Annotated in this window: 21 protein-coding genes, 1 tRNA gene and 3 pseudogenes; 14 read left to right on the top strand and 11 right to left on the bottom strand. The window is 55.7% G+C overall.

Going from position 1 to position 20,930, the window contains the following annotated elements:
- Window positions 1-15: 15 nt before the first annotated feature.
- From tadA to IPI80_RS05180, 3 genes and pseudogenes are all read left to right on the top strand, one after another.
- Window positions 16-1,393, top strand: a pseudogene (gene tadA / locus IPI80_RS05190) (tRNA adenosine(34) deaminase TadA).
- Between the two features lie 142 nt (window positions 1,394-1,535).
- Window positions 1,536-3,293 (top strand): putative bifunctional diguanylate cyclase/phosphodiesterase, encoded by a 1,758-nt coding sequence (locus tag IPI80_RS05185; RefSeq protein ID WP_413857861.1) that lies wholly within the window; start codon window positions 1,536-1,538, stop codon window positions 3,291-3,293.
- A 24-nt stretch (window positions 3,294-3,317) separates the two neighbouring features.
- Complete coding sequence (locus IPI80_RS05180) at window positions 3,318-4,277, top strand: LD-carboxypeptidase (protein WP_413857859.1); 960 nt, start codon at window positions 3,318-3,320, stop codon at window positions 4,275-4,277.
- 8 nt (window positions 4,278-4,285) lie between these two features.
- Here the strand turns inward: IPI80_RS05180 and IPI80_RS05175 are convergent, their stop codons facing one another.
- Window positions 4,286-4,630 carry a hypothetical protein gene (locus IPI80_RS05175; protein ID WP_413857857.1) on the bottom strand — a complete coding sequence of 115 codons (345 nt, stop codon included), beginning with the start codon at window positions 4,628-4,630 and terminating at the stop codon, window positions 4,286-4,288.
- Between the two features lie 263 nt (window positions 4,631-4,893).
- On the opposite strand from IPI80_RS05175, the gene IPI80_RS05170 reads away from it, so the two are divergent.
- A complete protein-coding gene (locus tag IPI80_RS05170) occupies window positions 4,894-5,811 on the top strand; it encodes an adenylate/guanylate cyclase domain-containing protein (RefSeq protein ID WP_413857855.1) in 918 nt (305 codons plus the stop codon).
- A gap of 156 nt (window positions 5,812-5,967) precedes the next feature.
- Here the strand turns inward: IPI80_RS05170 and IPI80_RS05165 are convergent, their stop codons facing one another.
- From IPI80_RS05165 to mltG, 6 genes and pseudogenes are all read right to left on the bottom strand, one after another.
- On the bottom strand, window positions 5,968-6,627 hold the full coding sequence (locus IPI80_RS05165) for an ankyrin repeat domain-containing protein (protein ID WP_413857853.1): 660 nt from the start codon (window positions 6,625-6,627) through the stop codon (window positions 5,968-5,970).
- Window positions 6,624-7,416: pseudogene (locus IPI80_RS05160) on the bottom strand (TatD family hydrolase). Before IPI80_RS05160 ends, IPI80_RS05165 begins: the two are co-directional and overlap by 4 nt.
- A 48-nt stretch (window positions 7,417-7,464) precedes the next feature.
- The gene (locus IPI80_RS05155; RefSeq protein ID WP_413857851.1) at window positions 7,465-7,830 is read right to left on the bottom strand and encodes a PilZ domain-containing protein; all 366 of its coding nucleotides are present in this window, start codon (window positions 7,828-7,830) and stop codon (window positions 7,465-7,467) included.
- A gap of 9 nt (window positions 7,831-7,839) precedes the next feature.
- The gene (locus tag IPI80_RS05150) at window positions 7,840-8,853 is read right to left on the bottom strand and encodes a DNA polymerase III subunit delta' (protein WP_413857849.1); all 1,014 of its coding nucleotides are present in this window, start codon (window positions 8,851-8,853) and stop codon (window positions 7,840-7,842) included.
- Window positions 8,847-9,497 (bottom strand): dTMP kinase, encoded by a 651-nt coding sequence (gene tmk, locus IPI80_RS05145; RefSeq protein ID WP_413857847.1) that lies wholly within the window; start codon window positions 9,495-9,497, stop codon window positions 8,847-8,849. The genes IPI80_RS05150 and tmk overlap by 7 nt, the downstream gene beginning before the upstream one ends.
- An 18-nt stretch (window positions 9,498-9,515) precedes the next feature.
- Window positions 9,516-10,499, bottom strand: coding sequence for an endolytic transglycosylase MltG (gene mltG, locus IPI80_RS05140; protein ID WP_413857845.1), 984 nt, complete (start codon window positions 10,497-10,499; stop codon window positions 9,516-9,518).
- 47 nt (window positions 10,500-10,546) lie between these two features.
- On the opposite strand from mltG, the gene IPI80_RS05135 reads away from it, so the two are divergent.
- The gene (locus IPI80_RS05135) at window positions 10,547-11,467 is read left to right on the top strand and encodes a YgfZ/GcvT domain-containing protein (protein WP_413857843.1); all 921 of its coding nucleotides are present in this window, start codon (window positions 10,547-10,549) and stop codon (window positions 11,465-11,467) included.
- 35 nt (window positions 11,468-11,502) lie between these two features.
- On the opposite strand, the gene IPI80_RS05130 is transcribed toward IPI80_RS05135, so the two are convergent.
- Together IPI80_RS05130 and IPI80_RS05125 are read right to left on the bottom strand one after the other, a co-directional pair.
- The gene (locus tag IPI80_RS05130) at window positions 11,503-12,387 is read right to left on the bottom strand and encodes a YbgC/FadM family acyl-CoA thioesterase (RefSeq protein ID WP_413857841.1); all 885 of its coding nucleotides are present in this window, start codon (window positions 12,385-12,387) and stop codon (window positions 11,503-11,505) included.
- Window positions 12,384-13,370 carry an alpha/beta hydrolase gene (locus IPI80_RS05125; protein WP_413857839.1) on the bottom strand — a complete coding sequence of 329 codons (987 nt, stop codon included), beginning with the start codon at window positions 13,368-13,370 and terminating at the stop codon, window positions 12,384-12,386. The genes IPI80_RS05130 and IPI80_RS05125 overlap by 4 nt, the downstream gene beginning before the upstream one ends.
- 54 nt (window positions 13,371-13,424) lie before the next feature.
- Between IPI80_RS05125 and IPI80_RS05120 the strand changes: the two genes are divergently transcribed.
- The 5 genes from IPI80_RS05120 (at window position 13,425) to IPI80_RS05100 (ending at window position 16,702) form a co-directional block, all read left to right on the top strand.
- Window positions 13,425-14,561 (top strand): iron-containing alcohol dehydrogenase, encoded by a 1,137-nt coding sequence (locus IPI80_RS05120; protein WP_413857837.1) that lies wholly within the window; start codon window positions 13,425-13,427, stop codon window positions 14,559-14,561.
- A 133-nt stretch (window positions 14,562-14,694) separates the two neighbouring features.
- The gene (gene fdxA / locus IPI80_RS05115; protein ID WP_413857835.1) at window positions 14,695-15,024 is read left to right on the top strand and encodes a ferredoxin FdxA; all 330 of its coding nucleotides are present in this window, start codon (window positions 14,695-14,697) and stop codon (window positions 15,022-15,024) included.
- Window positions 15,003-16,094, top strand: a complete 1,092-nt coding sequence (locus IPI80_RS05110; RefSeq protein ID WP_413858683.1) for an NAD(P)/FAD-dependent oxidoreductase — start codon at window positions 15,003-15,005, stop codon at window positions 16,092-16,094. The genes fdxA and IPI80_RS05110 overlap by 22 nt, the downstream gene beginning before the upstream one ends.
- Window positions 16,095-16,173: 79 nt before the next feature.
- A tRNA-Asn gene (locus IPI80_RS05105) sits at window positions 16,174-16,249 on the top strand.
- A gap of 66 nt (window positions 16,250-16,315) precedes the next feature.
- Window positions 16,316-16,702, top strand: coding sequence for a glutaredoxin family protein (locus IPI80_RS05100; protein WP_413857833.1), 387 nt, complete (start codon window positions 16,316-16,318; stop codon window positions 16,700-16,702).
- Here the strand turns inward: IPI80_RS05100 and IPI80_RS05095 are convergent.
- Together IPI80_RS05095 and IPI80_RS05090 are read right to left on the bottom strand one after the other, a co-directional pair.
- Entirely contained in the window at window positions 16,699-17,802 is a 1,104-nt protein-coding gene (locus tag IPI80_RS05095) for a sugar phosphate nucleotidyltransferase (RefSeq protein ID WP_413857831.1), read from the bottom strand. The two genes, IPI80_RS05100 and IPI80_RS05095, sit on opposite strands and share 4 nt — an antisense overlap.
- Window positions 17,799-17,948, bottom strand: coding sequence for a hypothetical protein (locus tag IPI80_RS05090; protein ID WP_413858681.1), 150 nt, complete (start codon window positions 17,946-17,948; stop codon window positions 17,799-17,801). The genes IPI80_RS05095 and IPI80_RS05090 overlap by 4 nt, the downstream gene beginning before the upstream one ends.
- A gap of 142 nt (window positions 17,949-18,090) precedes the next feature.
- Here IPI80_RS05090 and IPI80_RS05085 point away from each other — a divergent pair, with 142 nt between their 5' ends.
- The 4 genes and pseudogenes from IPI80_RS05085 to IPI80_RS05070 all read left to right on the top strand — a co-directional run bounded on the left by IPI80_RS05085 (window position 18,091) and on the right by IPI80_RS05070 (window position 20,911).
- On the top strand, window positions 18,091-18,366 hold the full coding sequence (locus IPI80_RS05085) for a DnaJ domain-containing protein (protein ID WP_413857829.1): 276 nt from the start codon (window positions 18,091-18,093) through the stop codon (window positions 18,364-18,366).
- Window positions 18,367-18,381: 15 nt separating this feature from the next.
- Window positions 18,382-18,903, top strand: coding sequence for a hypothetical protein (locus IPI80_RS05080; protein ID WP_413857827.1), 522 nt, complete (start codon window positions 18,382-18,384; stop codon window positions 18,901-18,903).
- A gap of 8 nt (window positions 18,904-18,911) precedes the next feature.
- Window positions 18,912-19,666 (top strand): annotated as a pseudogene (locus tag IPI80_RS05075) (hypothetical protein).
- Window positions 19,667-19,669: 3 nt separating this feature from the next.
- The gene (locus IPI80_RS05070) at window positions 19,670-20,911 is read left to right on the top strand and encodes a hypothetical protein (protein WP_413857825.1); all 1,242 of its coding nucleotides are present in this window, start codon (window positions 19,670-19,672) and stop codon (window positions 20,909-20,911) included.
- Window positions 20,912-20,930 lie beyond the last annotated feature (19 nt).

Here is a 20,930-nt window from a genome sequence, read left to right as displayed (position 1 = left end):
TGTTTCGATAGCACTATGAACGACGATTTTTTCATGCAGCGTGCGTTAGAGCAGGCCCACGCAGCCGCATCGCAAGGCGAGATCCCTGTCGGGGCAGTGGTGGTGAAGGATGGCCAGATCATCGCCACCGGATGCAATGCACCCATTGGCGGGAACGATCCCACGGCGCACGCCGAAATGCAGGCGCTACGGGCCGCCGCGCGGGCGTTGGGCAACTACCGTTTGGACGGCTGCACGCTGTACGTCACGCTGGAACCGTGCGCCATGTGCAGTGGTGCCATTCTGCATGCACGTCTCGACCGCGTGGTTTTTGGTGCGACAGACCCCAAGACGGGAGTGGCTGGATCTGTCATAAACCTCTTTGCAGAACCCCGACTCAATCACCAGACCCAAGTGCAGGGTGGAGTGCTGGCGCACGAATGCGCAGCCTTGTTACAGGCATTTTTTCAGAACAGACGATTGCAACAAGCGCAACAGAAGCAGGCACAACACCCGCTGCGGGACGACGCCTTGCGCACGCCCGAAAGTCGATTTAGTGATTTGCCTGACTACCCTTGGCAGCCACACTATGTCAGTAACTTACCGACGTTGGCAGGTTTGCGCATGCACTACCTGGATGAGGGGCCACAGGATGCTTCGCACACTTATCTGTGCCTGCACGGTAACCCCGCCTGGAGCTACCTTTACCGCAGGATGATTCCGGTCTTCCTGCAAGCCGGTTGCCGCGTGGTTGCCCCCGATCTCATTGGCTTTGGGAGAAGTGACAAGCCCAAGAAGGACGCCGCGCACAGCTTCAGCTTCCACCGACAGACGTTGCTTGAACTGATTCAGGCCCTGGACCTGCGTCGGATGGTTTTGGTGGTGCAGGACTGGGGTGGTTTGCTGGGACTAACCTTGCCCATGGCAGAGCCCGAACGTTATACCGGTTTACTCGTCATGAACACTACCCTGGGTACAGGTGATGTGGCCTTGTCTCCTGGCTTTCTAGCGTGGCGCGACATGTGCACCAAGAGCCCCAATTTCGACATCGCACGCCTGTTTGCCAGGGGCAACCCGCACCTGAGCGCGCAGCAGTGCGCAGCCTACGCCGCGCCGTTTCCAGACAGCGGCTACAGAGCCGCAACCCGGGTATTTCCAGCCATGGTGCCTGAGCAAATTGACTCGGACGGTGCGGCAATTTCCCGACAGGCACGTACCTTTTGGCAAACCCAATGGCAGGGCAAAACCCTCATGGCAATAGGTATGCAAGATCCGGTTTTGGGGTCGTCGGTTATGGAGACACTGCGCCACACGATTTGCAGGGTGTTCAGAGCCCATTTACCTTCAGCATGCTGGACATTTTGTACAGGAGCAGGGTGAGTCCGTTGCCCTTGCTGCTACTGCGTATTTTTAAGTGCCCGCTCCATCGACCTAAAGGGTTATCCCTAGGGACTGTCGTAGACACTGTGAATTGGTTTTTAATGTTTTGGTGATTTGTAAACATTTTCCATTTTGGTGGTGCACAATGTTTGTAAAGACAATGACTTGTAGTTTGAATGCATACCGATACTGATACGCTGCATTTCCTGGATGACGAGTGCGATGCAAGCGTCTCTGCAGGATTGGTCTGGCGCTTGATGATCATTGACGACGAGCCCGACGTCCACCGCGCAACCACGTTTGCCCTTGCCGGCGTCAAGATACTGGGTCGCCCACTCCAATTCCTGCACGCCTATTCGGCCGCCGAGGCCACCCAACAATTGCGAACCGAGCAAGACGTAGCCGTAGTTCTGTTGGACGTCGTCATGGAACGTGAGGATGCCGGCCTGGCCCTTGTCAAAACCATTCGGCAAGACCTTCGATTGACTGAGTTGCGCATCATCCTGCGAACAGGTCAACCAGGCTATGCACCGGAAATCGAAACCATCCATGATTTCGATATCAACGATTACAAAACCAAGTCCGAGCTGACTCGCACCAAGTTGTACGCGGCGGTAACGGCAGCCGTTCGGGCCTACGAACAGATCTGTAAGCTCGATCAATTGGCGTTTTATGACCGACTGTGCAACTTACCCAACCGCAACAAATTTATTGATCTCAGCGACGAAAGACTGGCCTCGGGCCAATACCCGTCAGATGTCATTGGTATTCTGGACATTGACGATTTTTCTGAAATCAACGACGCACTGGGTCATCAGCAAGGCGACCGCCTGTTGCAGGCCGTAGCAGAACGGCTCAAGTTGGAGTTGGGTCCAGACGTCGTGCTGGCCCGCTTGGGAGGGGACACCTTTGGCCTGATGGGATCCAACACAGCCGTGGATCCGATGACTGTTCTGGGTATGTTCCGTTCACCCTTCAAAGTGAATGAAGACTCTATGGTGGTCACCGCGACCATGGGGTTAACCCAGTTTTTGGGTATCGGCATTGCCGGGCGGGACGCGTTGAAAGACGCCAACATTGCACTCAAACTCGCAAAGAAAAGCCGCAGGGGTAGCTTTGTTATGTTTTCCGCCGAAATGGGCGCCGACATTCGCGAACGTGTGCGATTGTTACAGGCGCTGCGTCATGCGGTAGAAAGTGAACGTCTCTTCGTGGTGTATCAGCCGCAGGTTAACCTGATCAACGGCCAACTGCTGGGAGTGGAAGCATTGATCCGCTGGCGCAATGAGGATGGCACATTTGTGTCCCCTGACCGTTTTATACCGTTGTCTGAAGCCTCAGGCATGATCGTCGCTATTGGGGATTGGGTGTTGCGGGTCGCTTGCCATGAGCTGGTTGGCCTGCAAGCCTTGGGTTTGCCGAATTTGCGCATGTCAGTCAATGTGTCGCAAATCCAGTTTCGTCACCCTGCGTTTTTGGAAAAATTGCGTTCTGCTGTTATCGATACGGGTATCAATCCAAAATGCCTGGAGCTGGAAATTACCGAATCAGTTGCCATGGAGGACCCGGATTTCATGTTGGAAACTCTGCATAAGGTTCGCAAGATGGAAATTTCCGTCGCCATTGACGATTTTGGCACCGGTTATTCATCACTTAGCCACCTGCGCCAGCTTCCCATTGATCGACTAAAAATTGATCGTGCCTTTGTCAGTGAACTGAAAAACGCGGTGCCGGGCGGGCACATAGCGTCCATGGTGATTGAATTGGGCCGCAAACTCAATCTGGCCGTGATTGCCGAAGGAATTGAGGAAGAGAGTCAGGCCCAAACCCTGCTGAGTATGGGATGCCACGAAGGGCAAGGCTATCTATATGCCAAACCTATGGCGTCACAACAGTTGGTCGAATGGATTGAGAACCGCACCCAGGCAGTCTGAGCAACCGTGGCGGATAATGCCCGGGTGAAAAAACACATCTATATCTATTCCCCATCAGGGGCGGTTCGCGACAAAGCGGCATTTAGACGAGGGGTTCGCTATCTTCAGTCACTCGGCCATGAAGTAGAAATTGACACTGATGCGTTGACCAGCCATATGCGATTCGCGGGAGATGACTGCACCCGGTTGGCCGCTATCCATCGCGCTGCGGCCAGTGGCGCCGACGTAGCATTGATTGCCCGCGGCGGGTACGGCCTGACCCGTATTCTGGGTGGCATTCGCTACAAGGCATTGGCCAAGGCTATTGAGGGCGGCACCAGCTTTGTTGGTATCAGTGACTTCACCGCATTGCAGATGGCACTCTTGCAAAGGACCGGTAGTGTTACGTGGGCGGGACCAGCGCTATGCGAAGGTTTTGGCGTAGGAGGTCCGACTGATACGTCCGGCGCAACGGATGAGCATCGCGTTCCCGACGACATTATGGAAGATTGCTTCAATGATATGTTGTTAGGGCAGGGGGAGGGGAGCGGCTGGCGCCAGCATCGCGAAGTCAATTTGTCCGATACGGTGCGTGTCAACAACGCCACTATCTGGGGCGGCAATCTCACGATGGTCGCTTCACTGCTTGGCACGGATTACTTCCCTCAAATCAAGGGCGGCATTCTGTTTTTGGAAGACGTGGGCGAACACCCTTACCGCATCGAGCGACTTTTGACTCAGCTATTGCATGCCGGTGTACTGGCCCGGCAAAAAGCCATCGTGCTAGGGCAATTCACGGAATTCAAGTTAACACCCCACGACAAGGGATTCAAGTTACAAACTGTGATCCAGTGGTTGCGCACCCAGATCAAGACGCCCATTCTGACCAATTTGCCATATGGGCATGTCGCCACAAAAATATTGCTCCCGGTAGGCTCTAAGGCTGACTTAGTGACTGAGGGACGTGATGCCCTGTTGTTCTGGGGTCACAACCCCTTTCATTGACTGAAAGGTCAGTCGCCTAGTGAGCTAGGGCGCGAGGTGAGCGCCCGCGGCAAGAGCCCCTTGAACATGTCGCTGATCTGATCTACTTTTTGTCGCGCCAACGCCTCGCCATCCACACCGGCGATGGCGGCCATCATGTCGCCCCGCAGGTACCACAGATCCTGAAGATCAGCCGCGTACGTGATACGTAGTTCCAATTTGGATGCAGTAACTTCACTGGAAACGCCCAATCCATTCAGCATGGCTTCGCGGATGTCTTCCAGCGCGGTTTCCGCGCGGGCGACCTGCGCGTTATCAAAGCCAGTGAAGAGATTTTGCAAGCCTGTTACCAGGGTAGACGGAATCCAACTCATTTTTTGTGTGTGCAATGAAGTAGTTGAAGGTTAACAAATAGTAGCTGAAAAAGCCAATAGGTGTAAGTGCTAATATTGCGCCAAAACCAACGTAGTTTCATGTACTTACGTCAGTAACGTTATGTAATACGTGTAAACGAGGTACAGCCTTGTTATGGGGTTGGAGTGTTTCAAACTACCGTGCAATTCGATGGATGCTAGGTTCTCAAGACCCTATCAATGCCCTAAACTCCTAGCTTGGACATGAATCGGAACTATCGGGAATGGGCGTTCAAACCACCGTTGTATTTACAGATTTGCATGGCAGCACAGCGGTGTTTGAGGCTTTAGGCAATGCTCTGGCAACGGAGACAGTCACCCAAATAACGACATGGGTTGGACAGCAATGCGTTCAGGCGGGCGGGCGCTTGGTTAAGACCCTGGGAGACGGTGTTTTGGTCATGTTTCCAGACTCGCAAAGTGCTGTGGATGCCGTCGTGGCAATTCAACGCGATCATTCCAACCGCATCATGCGTGTTCCGGCCAATCTGCGTATGCCCATGCGCATTGGTGTCGCCAGCGGGGAAGTCGAGATCGTAGCCGGCGATTGCTATGGGGACGCTGTCAACGTGGCGGCCCGATTGTGTGACCTTTGCGGCCCATACCAAATTTGGGCCAACGCAGCCGCAGTGAACACGGTTGACGAAAGTACTGGAACGACACTGCGGGTGTTGGGCCCGATCAACATTCGGGGTCGAGCCGAGCCGTGTACCGTCTACCAAATCGAATGGCACGAGGATCTAGCCTCCGATTTCATGACTATGCAAGGTGAACTGGGCCCTGCCCATGCCTCCGATGAACGGGATTCTCTAGGTCGCGAGGTGGAACTGGTATGGATGGGAAATATCAAACGATTCAAGTCGTTTGAGCTACCTATTCAGTTGGGGCGCGTACGTGATGCAGACTTTGTGGTCAACGACCCTCGTGTGTCGCGTATTCATGCCCGACTAGAGTGGCGAAATGGTAGCGTGGTGTTTGTAGATGCCAGTAGTTATGGAAGCTGGATCCGTTTTCAGGGTACGACCGGTTCAGATGTCCTACTGCGCCGAGAAGAGTGCGTACTGCACGGAAAAGGTGAATTAGCGTTGGGTGCGTCCTTTGCTGACGCAAGCGTTCCGACCGTCTCGTTTTCTATCCTATAGGCTAGGGCAATGTTTATGAAATAGATTGGGTGCTCATTTTTATAAATTACTTAACATAATATACATCGTATGAAGTACAACTAACGCATGGCTACAAAGTATGCGGTGCACAAATAGCTCCAACACCGCGCCCTGATTAGCGAACGTTTCCAGGACCTACCAACTTCCCTTAGGCGAGCGCGCTCTGATTGCTGCCGCAATCAGAGCTACGGCGTTGTCGTTTTGTACCTGGCGAGCGAAGTCAATGGCAGTCAGCCTCTGCGCATTTTTAAGGCTTGGATCTGCTCCTGATTCCAGCAATAGCTTGACTGCATCCGTTGTGCCATACATAGCTGCCATCATTAAAGGTGTACTGCCATTGGGTGAAGCAGCGTCGATGTAGGCATTTTTCTCCAACAACAATTGCATCACATCCAGATGACCACCAGTGGCGGCGTAATGCAGCGGAGCCCAGCCGGGTTTGTTGACGTCGGCATCGTGTGCAATTAGGGTTTCGCAAACGGCCAGGTAGCCTTTTAAAGCCGCCAACATCAGGGGGCTTTCGTCGCTGATTGTTCTTACCTCAGCCTTTGTTGCGTGATTGTGCAGCAGCGTATCGATTACCTTAAAAGACGACTGACGTACTGCCAGAATCAAGGGGTAATCACCCTTGGGGCTGACGGTGTTCGGATCAAAGCCACGGGCCAACAGCGTCTGTACGGCATCGGCATCATCATGCTGAATAGCAGTAAAAAAATCCTCGTATGAACCAGCATGAGATAGAGAAAATCCAATTAAAACAATTAGATAAACAATATATTTAATCCTATTTCTCATGAATAAACACCACGAAATAGCTGATTAAAATTGCGGCTCGTGGTCTCCCCAATGGTTTCGATGCTGCAATTGCGCAGAGCCGCAAGCTGTTGCGCTACATAAGGCACAAAGGCCGGCGTATTGGTTTTACCTCGAAAGGGCACGGGCGCCAGATAGGGGCTGTCAGTTTCTATCAATAGACGATCCATGGGCACCCAGGTGGCTACATCACGTAGGTCCTGTGCTGTCTTGAAGGTCAGGATTCCTGAAAATGAAATATAGAAACCCATGTCCAAGGCCTGGCGGGCTACTTCCTTGCTTTCGGTAAAACAGTGAAAGACACCACCTACTGAACCGTCTGAGCCTGTTTCGCCCCTTCCCTCAAAATGCCCAAAGTGTCGTCGGATGCACTGCGGGTATGAATTACAAGGGGTTTTTCAAAGCTTGGGCAGCCAGAATATGGGTACGAAAACGCTCGCGCTGCCAATGCATGTCCGCGAGGGAGCGTTCGCCTAACCGGTAGTAATCCAGTCCCGTTTCACCGATTGCAACCACCCGCGGCAGGCTGCCCAGCTGAACCAATGCGTCTACAGTTGGTTCGGTGACACCTTCATTGTCAGGATGCACCCCCACGCTAGCCCAAAAATTATCGTACTGCAGTGCCAGTTGATGGACCTGCGGAAACTCTTCTAATGTCGTACAAATACACAAGGCGCCGTCCACATGGGCATCGGCCATGGCCTGGCGAATCTGTGGTAGCGAAGCGATCAGGTCCGGAAAGGTTAGATGGCAATGGGAATCGGTAAACATGGTTTGCGCCCGTCGTCGGCGCAGTGACCGCGCAGACACCGGCAATACTCAGATGGTTTGCGTCGGCCGCTCAGACGCCATGTGGGCACCGAGGATTTCTTCAATTTTGAGCTTGAGCGCGCGGGATTTCTCATCTTTGGGAAAAACAATGCCCACACCCTGCGTGCGCCCACCAGCCGCCTTGGCGGGCGTAATCCAGGCGACCTTGCCAGCAACCGGATATCGTTGCATGTCCTCTGGCAGGGATAACAGAACATACACGTCGTCTCCCAACGCATATTCACGCGCGGTTGGAATAAACACGCCTCCCTCAGTAAAAATAGGGATATAGGCAGCGTACAGCGCAGCCTTTTCCTTGATGGATAGCTGGATGACGCTAGGCCGGGTTGGGGATGCGGTGGGCGTGGTGGACATGTTTCGTGCTCAATGGTCTGAGTTTAGAACCGTTTTGGCCTGGCCCACAAGTGCTTCTTGCATGAGACCGACGTTAAATGGATGTTCCATGGTGCGGATGGTACGGGACAATGCCCGATTCCACTCAGTCAATGTACTAATAGACGCCATCGATTTGGGTAATGGGGCTTCAAAAAAGCGAGGCTGTGCTCCTACCCTGCTAACAATCATGTCGTGGCACAGCTTGTGAAGAGCATCCACAGTCTGTGGAATCGTCCAATCCTTAAAAAACCCCAGGTTGCCTTCGCCTACCGCACTGGGCAATGCGCGCCACACACTGGGGTCACGACCCGAACCATTGAATGCCAAAGCGTCATCAGGGCGCCCGCCCATGGCCTGCAGTAATAGCTGCGTTTGCTCAGAATCACAACCTTTGGTTTTCAACCAATCCAAACTGGCCTGTCGGTCTGGCCAGAGCATGGAATGACCCAAACAGCGGCTACGAATGGTGGGCAACAACTGGTGCGCTGATTCACTGGCCAGCACAAATTTCACATCGCCCGGTGGTTCTTCCAGTGTCTTAAGCAGGGTGTTGGCGGTGATCGTGTTCATCTGTTCTGCCGGATACACCAACACCACTTTGCCTCGCCCGCGCGCACTGGTGCGCTGCGCAAATTCGACTGCTTCGCGCATAGCGTCCACCCGGATTTCCTTGCTGGGTTTGCGCTTCTTGTCGTCAATCTCGGCCTGCGCTTTTTCGCCCAATGGCCAGCCACGCTCCATCAAGATGGACTCAGGCATCAACACGCATAAGTCGGCATGCGTACGCACATCAATCGCATGGCAGCTGCTGCATACGCCACAGGCACCGGCCTCAGTGGGCCGCTCACAGAGCCAAGCCCGCGCTAATTGCATGGCCAGGTCGTATTGCCCAAGGCCGGAGGGACCTTGCACCAGCCAAGCGTGACCACGTTGGGCAAGCAGTTGGCGCGCCTGGCTGCGTATCCAGGGTGCAACCTCCAGCACTGTGGTGTCATTCAACATGGCAGCAACCCATGGTTGCGCACCGACAGTTCCACGTCGCGCCAAACGGCTTCGGGTGTTTGGTCGGCATTGATGCGAGCAAAGCGGGTCGGATCAGCCATCTGGCGTCTGGCGTAGCCGGCAGCAACCTTTTCAAAGAATGCAACGGGCTGGGACTCAAATTTGTCCGGCACGCGTGCGCCGGTTAGCCGCTGTGCCGCAATGTTGGCGGGCAGGTCAAACCAGATGGTCAGGTGGGGTTGAATCAAGGTTCGGGCGCCGCTACCGTCACCCACCCTACCCTGCACCCAGCTTTCCAGCACCGTCAAAATCTGCCAATCAAAGCCGCGCCCTTCGCCTTGGTAGGCAAAGGTGGCATCGGTAAAGCGGTCACACAACACCACATCGCTCCGTTTGAGTGCCGGCAGGATGACCTGCTGCAGGTGGTCGTGCCGCGCGGCGAAAACCAGGAGGGCTTCGGTCATGGCGTCCATAGGCGCATTCAAAACCAATTGCCGCAATTGTTCAGCCAACGGCGTGCCACCTGGCTCGCGGGTCCGAGTGACGACCTTTCCTTGCTGCAGAAAAGCCTGGGCCAGTCGCTCCACATGGGTGGATTTGCCGGCACCATCGATACCCTCAAAACTGATAAAAATCCCGCTCATTGCCGAAGTCATTGATGCCTATTGTCCGCGCTGGTATTTGTTGACAGCCCTATTGTGCTCGTCCAACGAATTGCTGAACTGGCTGCTGCCATTTCCTCGGGCCACAAAATACAGGGCCTTGATCGGTGCCGGCTGGACGGCAGCCAGCAAAGACGCTTTTCCCGGCATGGCAATCGGCGTGGGCGGCAGGCCGACTCGGGTATAGGTGTTCCAAGGGGTGTCGGTTAGCAGATCGCGCTTACGCAAGTCGCCATCAAACGACGCACCCAGCCCGTAAATTACGGTGGGGTCTGTCTGCAAGCGCATGCCGATTTGGAGCCGGTTGCAAAATACTGCCGCAATACTGGGCCTGTCTTTGGGTGATCCCGTTTCCTTTTCCACAATGCTGGCCAGTATCAAGGCATCTTCCGGCGTTTTGATGGGTGATTGGGGCGTGCGTAGCGCCCATGCCGCAGCCAAACGCTTGTCCATGACGTGCAGTGCACGCTTAAGAACAGCCATATCACTGGAGCCCTTGCTGTAGGTGTAGGTATCTGGAAAAAAGTGCCCCTCGGCTGGCACACCGGGCTTGCCGAGTTGGCTCATGATGGCCTCGGGCGCCAGTAGTTGGGAATCCGGTTTGAGTTGCTCGGCTTTCGCCAGGGCTTCACGCACCTGGCGGAAATTCCACCCCTCCACCAGGGTTACGCTGCGCAAGGCTTCCTCGCCCCGCACCAACTTCTGCAACAGGCTGCGCGCCGTGGTTTCACGATCTAGTTCATAGCTACCCGCCCGAATCTGGCGGGACTGCCCAGAGAGTCGAAACCAGAGGTACAGTAGTGTTGCGTTCACCGGAACACCTGCATCCACCACCGCAGCAGCAGCGTCCCGCCCATTGGTGCCTGGCTCAATGGATAGGTCCACGGTGGCCGAAGACAAGGCAAACGGCTGGTTCACCCAGACATAGGAGCCCCCCCCCAACAGCAGGGCCACGACCAGAACGACATAAAGAAATAAACGCACAGCCTTACCAGCCTTGTGAAATCTTGGAAGGAATGATAATTCACCGCATGAACACCACAATATTGAACGGAGTGGCAGCACTCACCCACCTGGGCATCATCAAGGTCGAAGGCGAAGACGCGGCCAAGTTCATCCATGGGCAACTCACCCAGGATTTTTCCTTATTGGACCTGCACAGTGCGCGCCTGGCCGCCTTTTGCACCGCCAAAGGACGCATGCAGGCTAGCTTTATCGGGTTGAAAAGGCTCAATGGTGACGTCCTGTTGGTATGCAGCAAGGACATCCTGGGCGCAACTTTGAAGCGCCTATCGATGTTTGTGCTACGCGCCAAGGCGCGGCTGAGCGATGCGTCCCAGGAATTCGCACTCTTCGGTCTGGCGGGAAATGCTACAAAACCGATAGCTACTCGCGAAATGCCGGCGTGGGTTAAGGCCGATTTTGATGCATGCTCCCTGGTACAGTTGTACCCAGCAGAAGGTACCCCACGCCAACTCTGGATTGCACCGTCAGCTGACCCAGCGCCTGATGGCATACCCTTGGCGCTGGATCTCTGGATGTGGGGCGAGGTCCGCAGCGGGGTGGCCACCATTACTACACCGGTGGTGGAAGCCTTTGTTCCCCAAATGCTCAATTACGAGTCGGTTGGCGGGGTGAATTTCAAAAAGGGTTGTTATCCCGGTCAGGAAGTTGTGGCGCGCAGCCAGTTTCGTGGCACGCTCAAACGCCGCGCCTTTGTGGTGCATGCCGAAACGGCTATGGTTGCCGGAAGCGAAGTTTTTTCGGCTACTGATCCCGATCAACCCGTTGCCACGGTGGTCCAGGCCGCAGCAGCCCCCAAAGGTGGTTTTGATGCAATTATCTCCGCCCAACTGTCCGCAGTAGACAACGGCAGCCTACATCTGGGCGCCGCTAACGGCCCAACATTGAAACTGTTGCCTTTGCCTTACGAACTGCTGTCTGAGGTCTAAATACACGCGATACCGTTGAACATTTTGTTAGCAAATCACTCCGCCTCTTTTGATATCAGCGGTAGCACCATCTCAATGTGCCGCACCCCTGCCTCTTCAAACACCAGCCCACGCGCGGTAAAGCCCAGGCGGCGATAGAACCCTTCAGCGCTGCACTGTGCGTGCAGCATTACTTCGGCATCGCCCCGTTGGCGCGCCGTTTCCATGAGGGCCAACAGCACCAACCGCCCTAGTTGCGAACCGCGCAGGCCACGGCTCACCGCCATACGGCCAATGCGTGCAACACCCGGCGCATGCTGTACCAGGCGCCCCGTTGCCACCGGCTGGTGGAGTCGGTTATGGGTTACGGCATGTACTGCTTCAGCGTCCGCGTCATCCCACACCATGTGCGCAGCGATCCCTTGCTCTTGCACAAACACTTCAGTGCGCAATGCGGATGCGTTGTCGCCTAATGACTCCCAATCGCCGACGGCAACGGTTGCTACCGGCTGACCTGCCTCAAAGCCTTCAAAAATGGCACGCAAAGCGGACGGCACCGGTTGTGAGGTTTGCGTCGTCGGGTCTGCATACACATAAACCAGTTCGGCCGAAACCACCAACCTATCGCCCAGAAAAATAGCCGCTTCAAACACGATGGACGATGTGCCGATGCGCGCGCAGCGCAGCCCAACATCTAGTTGGTCGTCGTAGCGGGCAGATGCGTGATACTCCATTACCGCTTTTTTGACAAAGACGTCCCCACCCAACTGCTGCATCGCCAACTCGTAAGGCAATGCCAGTGCGCGCCAGTAGTCGGACATGGCAGTGTCGATGTACATCAGGTAATGGGCGTTGAATACGATCTTCTGCATGTCCACCTCAGCCCAACGCACCCGTAAGCGGTGCCAGCATCGAAAGTTGGATCGTTGGGGTGTTGTCATCGTTCGGTCTCCTTGAATGCGTGCTTCAGTGCGCGCGCCGCGTCGGCGTGGCACAGGGCGGCCTCGGGTATTGCGCGGCCCATCTTGATAAATTCGTGCACCACGCCCTTATAGATTTCCAGATCCACCGGCACGCCAGCCATACGCAGGCGATCGGCGTACTGCACACCTTCGTCCACCAGGGGATCACATTCCGCCAGGCCCAGCCAGGCTGGTGCTACGCCCGACAGATCAACCGGATAACCCGTTTCGTCATGCCCGTCCAGCGGCGCAAACCGCCAGTCGTCGCGGTCGGCTGGGGTGCGGATGTAGTGATTAAAAAAATAGGTGATGTGCGCCTCTTCCAGCACAAAACCATGAGCAAACCTGCGGTGCGAATCGGTGTTTTGGCGTGCCATAGTGCCAGGGTAAAACAGAAGCTGCAGTGCCACTGACACGCCCGCGTCCCGCGCCAGGATGGCGCAAACTGCCGAGAGGGTTCCCCCTGCACTGTCGCCACCCACCGCTATCTGGCAGACATTGAGCCCACGCTCGGTGCCGTGGTGCACAACCCATTGCACGGCGTCCCAGGCATCCTCAACCGCCGTAGGAAATTTGTGTTCCGGCGCCAAGCGGTAGTCCACTGATAGAACTGCGCAATGGGCGTAGTGGGCGAGTTGGCGGCACAGGCCATCGTGGGTTTCGATGTTGCCAATGGTGAAACCCCCGCCATGGAAATACACCAGCACTGGCAAAACCTCCTTGCTAGGTGCCACCAGCCGCACAGGCAGCGCATAGCCGTCACGGGTGGTAACGTGAAAGTCTTCCACACGAGCCATTGGCCGCACCGGCAGCTCCAACACGCCTGCCCCTGCGTTGTAGGCCGTGCGAGCCTGCTCAGGTGTCAACGCGTGCAAAGGCATGAGACCCGCACGGGTCATGCGCTCCAGGACGCTGTGCATAGCTGGCGTCAACAGGGCTTTCGGGTTACGGTGGAGACTCATCGTTGCGGCAATTCTTGATACAGTGCAATTTTTAATCCTACACCGCAGAACACCATGGCATTTATCTACTACGTGACACAGGTTCAGTTCGAATTCGGTGCGGTGCGCCTGCTCAAGCAAGAGTGTGACCGGGTGGGCATCACCCGCCCTTTGATCGTGTCGGACCCTGGCGTCAAGGCTGCGGGTGTGCTGCAAAAGGCACTGGACGCCCTGGCCGGTTTGCCGGTAGCCATTTTTGATCAGACACCATCCAACCCGACAGAAGCAGCCGTGCGCGCCGCTGTTGCGGTGTACCACGCCAACCAGTGCGACGGCCTGATTGCCGTGGGCGGAGGCTCGGCCATCGATTGTGCCAAGGGTGTGGCCATTGCCGCCACCCACGAAGGACCGCTAACCCACTACGCCACGATCGAGGGTGGCTCGCCCCGCATCACTGATCGCGTGGCTCCACTCATTGCGGTACCCACCACCAGCGGCACTGGTAGTGAGGTCGCGCGGGGCGCCATCGTTATTGTGGATGACCACCGCAAGCTGGGCTTTCACTCCTGGCACATCGTGCCCAAGACCGCCATCTGCGACCCCGAACTGACTCTGGGCTTGCCGCCCACGCTGACCGCCGCCACCGGCATGGACGCCATAGCCCACTGCATGGAAACCTTCATGGCTCCTGCCTTTAACCCACCGGCCGACGGCATTGCCCTCGACGGGCTGGAACGCGGTTGGGCCAGCATTGCCCGCGCCACCCAGAATGGCAGCGACCGCGAGGCGCGTCTGAACATGATGAGTGCCTCCATGCAGGGTGCTATGGCTTTCCAAAAGGGTCTGGGCTGTGTGCATTCGCTTAGCCACAGCTTGGGCGGTGTGGACCCGCGTTTGCACCACGGCACGCTCAACGCCATGTTTCTGCCTGCCGTGATTGCCTTCAACGCCAACGCTGAATCCATGGTCAAGGACAAACGCCTGCAACGCATGGCGTATGCCATGGGTCTCGCATCTGCCAATGACATCGGGCCGGCGATCAAAGCCATGAATGCCCGCCTGGGACTGCCCACCGGACTGGCCACAATGGGCGTACAGGAATCGCAGTTCGACGCCATCATCGCCGGCGCGCTGGCCGACCATTGCCACAAGACGGGGCCGCGACTGGCCACAGCGCAGGACTACCGGGACATGCTGGCGCAGTCCATGTGAGAGATACGTCTCAAAGTTGACTTGGAGCAAGCAATGTCACTGTAATGCCCCTCCTGTCATAACCCGATCGCAGGTGGCGTCAACAATTGCCAATAAAATCGGGGGGTTGTAATACCCCGTCCAAGAAAACAAAATGACCCATACCGTCACAGAAGCTTGCATCAAGTGCAAGTACACCGATTGCGTCGACGTCTGCCCCGTTGACTGTTTCCGGGAAGGCCCCAACTTTTTGACCATTGATCCGGATGAGTGCATTGACTGTGCCGTCTGCATCCCCGAGTGCCCGGTCAACGCCATTTACGCCGAAGAAGACGTGCCTGCTGATCAGCGCCACATGACCAAGCTCAACGCCGAGTTGGCCAAGCTACCCGGCTGGAAGAGCATTACCAAACGTAAAGGCGAGTTGCCAGAGGCTGAGGAGTGGAAGGACAAGGAAGGTAAATTACAGTACTTGATCCGTTAACGCTACGCGGTGTGATTGAGACCGACGCCGTCATCATAGGTGCAGGCCCTGTGGGCCTGTTCCAGGTGTTTGAGTTGGGCCTGCTTGAAATCAAGGCCCATGTCATCGACTCACTGCCCTACCCTGGTGGCCAGTGTGTGGAGTTGTACCCGGACAAGCCCATTTATGACATTCCTGCCGTGCCAGTCTGCACCGGACGGGAGCTAATTGACCGCCTGCTACAACAAATTGCCCCCTTTGGAGCGACCTTTCATTACGGGCAGGTAGTCTCCCTCGTACAAAAACAGGATGATGGCCGCTTTCTGGTTGAAACCAGTCTGGGTACCCGATTCCTGACAAAAACCATATTCATAGCCGCTGGCGTAGGGGCCTTCCAGCCTCGCACGCTCAAGGTTGAAGGTCTGCGCCGATTTGAAGGCAGCCAACTGTCGTATCGCGTAATGAACCCTGCTGACTTTGCCGGAAAAAACCTGGTCATCGTGGGTGGTGGTGACTCCGCACTGGATTGGGCCCTGCGCTTTTGCGCGGGCAATCAGGACGGAAACCCAAACAAGGCGCAGAGTGTTGTCCTGATCCACCGCCGGGACGGCTTCAATGCGGCGCCCGCCAATGAGGCCAAAATACGTGCACTGTGCGATGCTCATGCAATGCAATTCCTGGCGGGTCAGGTCACCGGCTGTGAGGCAGTCGATGATCGCCTCACCGCTATCAAGGTCACAGGGTCTGATGGGCTGATTCGCCAGGTGCCGCTGGACAGGCTACTGGTCTTCCTTGGCCTGTCGCCCAAATTGGGGCCCATTGCTGGCTGGGGCCTGGATATTGAACGCAAGCAACTCATGGTGGATACCGAGAAGTTTTCCACTAACATACCCGGAATTTTTGCGGTCGGTGACATCAACATTTATCCTGGCAAAAAGAAGTTGATACTCAGTGGTTTTCACGAATGTGCCCTGGCAGCCTTTGGTGCCATGCCCATCATTTACCCAGATAAACGTGTAATGTTGCAGTACACCACTACAAGTCCAAACTTGCACAAGTTGTTGGGCGTGGAATCCCCAGTGTTTGACTGATGTGCGAGCTAGAAAGCCTCAAAAAACTTCTCTCGCCTTAGAAAACGCAAAATTCTCACGCTATAATCTGAGGCTTCATTCCTCAATAGCTCAGTTGGTAGAGCGCCGGACTGTTAATCCGTAGGTCCCTGGTTCGAGCCCAGGTTGAGGAGCCAGATTAGCCGCAAGGCAAAAAAACCCCGCCGTTGCAAGATTGCGGGGTTTTTTCTTTTCCCATCTCAATGATGAAATCTTTCATACGACTGTTTTTCAAAACACTGCGCATCGTGCTTGGCCCGTTCATGTTGCTGTGGGAGGTTGTCAGTCGCCCACGTGGATTAAAACGGGAGCCAGCGCTTCAAACTGAAATAGATCAACAGTGCAAAGACCTCACCTTGTACCAGTTCAGAACCTGTCCGTTTTGCCTCAAGGTACGCCGTGAAATGCACCGGTTATCGCTTCCGATTGAACATCGTGATGCGCAGCATGACGAAAAGAACCGCGCAGACCTGCTAATTGGCTCCGGCCTGACCAAGGTACCTTGCCTGAAGATTGCCGACCAGAGCGGTCATGTGCAATGGCTGAATGGATCGAAAGAAATCATCAGCTATCTGCAAGGGCGCTTTTAACCCCTCGCATCACTCCACCGCAGTTCGCAATTGTCGTCACCGCGATAGTTGGTTTTCCCAGTTTTACTTACGCAGTATTGGGGAGATACAACCATGTCGATAAACTGCATGTCCTTGCCAATGCGTGTGTACTCAAACAGTATGCTGCGTGCCACGGTGGCTCCAGAACGGATGTGGCAGCCATGACCAATCCAGGCAGGGCCAATGATGCGGGAACCCGACTCCACCCGCGCGCTGGAGCCGATGTACACCGGCCCTTCAATCTGCACAGTGTCCCAATCGATCTTGGTGTTTAGCCCAACCCATATACCGGGACGCACCTGGTGGCCCGGCATATTCATGTGAGCCACTTCGCCGCGCAGCACCCGTTGCAATACGCTCCAGTAGTCACTAACCCGCCCAATGTCGATCCAGTTAAAGAACCGGTTTTGCACAAAAAACGGCAACTTCTTCTCAACCAACATGGGAAATAATTGCGAGCCAATATCAAAATTGGTTCCTGTCGGGATCAAGTCCACCACACTGGGTTCAAACAGATAGATACCAGTACTGGCCAGTGTTGAAAGTGCGTCCTCGGGTTTGGGTTTTTCCTGAAATGACTGCACCCTCCCCTCTCTGTCCGCCACCACAATGCCGTAGGAGTCGACGTGTTCCCGGGGCACGTCCAGCGACACCACGCTTGCCACCGCACCTTTGGCGCGATGCTCGCTCACGGAGGCACCAATATCGAGGTCGATTAGTGCATCGCCACACAACACCAGCGTGGTTTCATCAAAAAAGCCAGAAAAATCCTGAATATGGCGCATCCCCCCGGCCGATCCACGGGGGCGTGGCACGATTTCGCCATGTTCCAGCGCACCTTCGTAGGAGTAGCCAATTTCCACTCCCCAGCGGCTGCCGTCACCAAAATACTCTTCAATCTTACGGTGGTGGTAGGCCACGTTGATCATGATCTGGCGGATACCATGGCGGGCCATGTGCTCTATGAGGTATTCCATCACCGGCCTGCCCAAAATAGGCACCATGGGTTTGGGCAAATCCTTGGTCAGCGGGCGTACCCGAGTACCCTGCCCTGCAGCCAGAATCATTCCTTTGGTCATATTTTTCCTACCTTTATGTAACTTTCACCCGCCCAGATATGCACCGGATTGCACTTCAATATTTTCCAGGGGCACTGTACATGGTTGGCTAGGCGATGAACCTGACCTAGGAGGATATAAGTGCTTTGATTTTCACAGAGTAGCATGACCCTGTAGCCATTGGTACCCTCCCCTGGGCCAAACAACATGCGCATGACTTGCTAAGCTTAAATGCCGTTAGCCAGGGACACAAAGCACAGTCACGGCCATTCCGGTAAAATGAAGGGTTTTTCCCGTGAAAGGCGCTTCATGAAAGACCACTATGCGGCCTTGGGGGTCAATAGCGCAGTAACCCTTGCCGATATCAAGAAGGCATTTCGCCAACAGGCTTCTCTTCATCATCCCGACCGTAACCCAGACCCACAGGCCCCGGCGCGGTTCCGTTCTGTGCAGGAAGCCTATGACGTTCTGTCAGACGAGAGTAAACGCCAGGCCTATGACGACAACCGCCGGCGGAACCTGCTGGACAGTCCGATTGACACAGCCCGCGATATCTGGAACCACTATTTCAACCGATTGATCTGAGAGAGCCCACAACGCATGAACATTTCCCCCTACTTTCGTAACCTGCGCACAGCCTACGTCGCGGAACTCGATGACCTGACCTCCGATTCCGAAGGCAACAACATCCTGGGCAAACGCCTGTTGCAGCGCCGAAAAGAGATGGAGTTTCTGGTTCACATGCTGGAGATCAGCCCTGAGATGGTAGCCGTGGTTTTCCACAAAGGCTTTCGATTTACCGAACTGGCAATGATGGACCACCTGGTCAGCCTGGATGCGGACGAATTGCCCGAGTGGAACAGCCTCACAGATTCGATTGCCCTGGAGCCCTGGACCCGTGATTTAGTCGAAACCGTGCAAAAGCAGCCCATGGGCGACTGGTTCCTGGCAGTGGCTGTCGCACTGGAATACCTTTACCACCAACCCGAGCACCCCCACTTTGCAGACGCCGACGAGCGTGAAGAATCCGAGGATGAAGATGCCGAAGAGCAGGAAGCCCGCCTCCGCGACGAAGCCGGAGCCGACTGGATGGCCTCGCAAGGTTTTGACCGCAAGGAGTGAAACCCACCATGAGCAATCATCTGACCCTGATCGCCAAGACACAAAGTCTGATTGCCGCTGGCGACATCGTAGGCGCTGAATCCGCGTTGGTGGAACTGGCCGACACCGAAGGCGATGGCGCCCTGATGGTGGTGTTGGAGCAATTACCGCCCAAGGACATTTTGGCGGTGATTCGCGAATACGACAATTCCCGTGAATCGGTCATCAACCTGATGGTCACGCCAGAGATGTTTGCCCGTGCCGTGGTTATCGAAAAACAATACAAAGACCTGACCCGCACGCACCTGCGCGGCATGATGAATTCGGTCATCTTCCGCGAAGACGCCGACCCCGTCGAGTTCCTCACCGCCATTGGTGACCTCGAAGGCGGCGCCGAAGCCTTGGCCGACTATTTTTCGAAAAAATGGAGCCGCATCGAAGCTTTGCCCGCACCAGCACGTTTGACTCGGTGGAAGACGACGGTGAAATGTTGTCGGAATCCGCACTGTTGGCCTGCGCTTATGTTCCACCCAAGTTGGAGCTGGACGAAGTAACTGACCAGGATTGGATGCAGATGGCTTGGCTGCTGCGCTACCAGTGTCCTGACTTGTTTACCGAGACCGTATTGGTGTTGCGTGCCAAGGCCCGCGCCCATGATCTGGGCGAGGACGAAGAAGGCATGGACGAATCTGAGGAAGACGACGGCAAGGTGGAGACCGGTGACACCGACCGCGGCAAGGCCACACCTGCGGCCCGTGACGATGACGAGGAATCTGCCATCTAACCGATGAAAGCCTCAGCGCAGCAACCCCAAGCCGTCTCACTGTTCGACGCCCGCCCCTTCTTTGAGAAAGCAGTGGCCTTTGGCGTACAGCACGGCATCCTCCACCCGGACAAGCTCGATTCGATCTGCAACGACGCCCCCAAAGGCATGGTGCAGATCGCCCGCTACTTTGGCTCGGAGTTCCTGCGCCCCGAGCTCGAAAAGGCCAGGGACCGGATGGTCAACCTGGTCAGCTTGCACCTGGAGTACACCAGTGGTGGCGATCTGCACGCAGCGGCCGAATCACTGCGTGATCACTCCTTTCTGTCACGTTCCAAGGCTGGATCGGACATGCTCAAGGCCTTGATTGCCATGCCGCAGAACAGCCACTTTGGCATGCATGAGGGTACTGGTGGTTTTCGCGATGAGCAGATCCCGCTACTGGCCAAATGGACCCTGCGTACCCTGCCCGAATACCAGGCCGAACTAGCCGTACGTCAGCAAGTAGCCAAGCTGGTGGACGCCGCCATTTGGTTGGCCGAATCACTGGGCCTGGACGCGGCTGATCTGGAAGAGGCCGGTAAAGACGCTGAGGCCGTCATTCGCACCGCCCTGCTGGCCCATGCAACCAAGCGCAACGCGATGCCCGACTGGGTGGCTTTCGAGAAGATGGTGTTGGGCATTCGCAAGAAATATCCGCTCGTCGATGGCGCCGCCCCCGCAGCTTTCCCGCTGCCCGTGCCCAAAGGCTTACCCCAAGCCTTCCAGGGTGAGGTAGAGCGCGTACGCCAGTCCGTACTGACCGACCTGCCCAAAATTCTGGATGCCACCTTGCCCGTGCGCAAGCTGTTTGACCAAACGCCGGCCTTTCTGGGGCGATATTTTTGGCAGGAAGACGCTCTAGCTGAAGTGGAACACTTTGACCGCACTGCCTCGGCTAACTGGACCAAGGCCACCAGTGGGCACGATGACGACTGCTCGCTGCTAACGCTGTTTCTGTGCTTATCAGCTGCCAGCACTGGCAAAACCGTGCTGAGCGAAAAGAACGCCGTCACCTTGCTGCGCAAGATTCGCAAGAGTGGGCTGGACGCCGAATTGGCGCGTCAGTTCATTCAGCACCACGCACCACAACAACACCAAGCGGACTACCTGCATCTGTGGGAATCCTTTGTTGACGAGGCGCAAGCCACGTTGCAAAGCGACCATGACTACGCGCTCAAAGACGCATTGGCACTGTTGCGTCGAGAGTGCAATATTGCCCCATGATGGTGCTTTCCCATACCAA

The organism is Candidatus Aalborgicola defluviihabitans (genome assembly GCF_016705985.1).
GTDB lineage: Bacteria > Pseudomonadota > Gammaproteobacteria > Burkholderiales > Burkholderiaceae_C > Allorhodoferax > Allorhodoferax defluviihabitans.
Note: the sequence above shows the minus strand (reverse complement) of the source record. Positions and strands in the feature narration are given on the sequence as shown.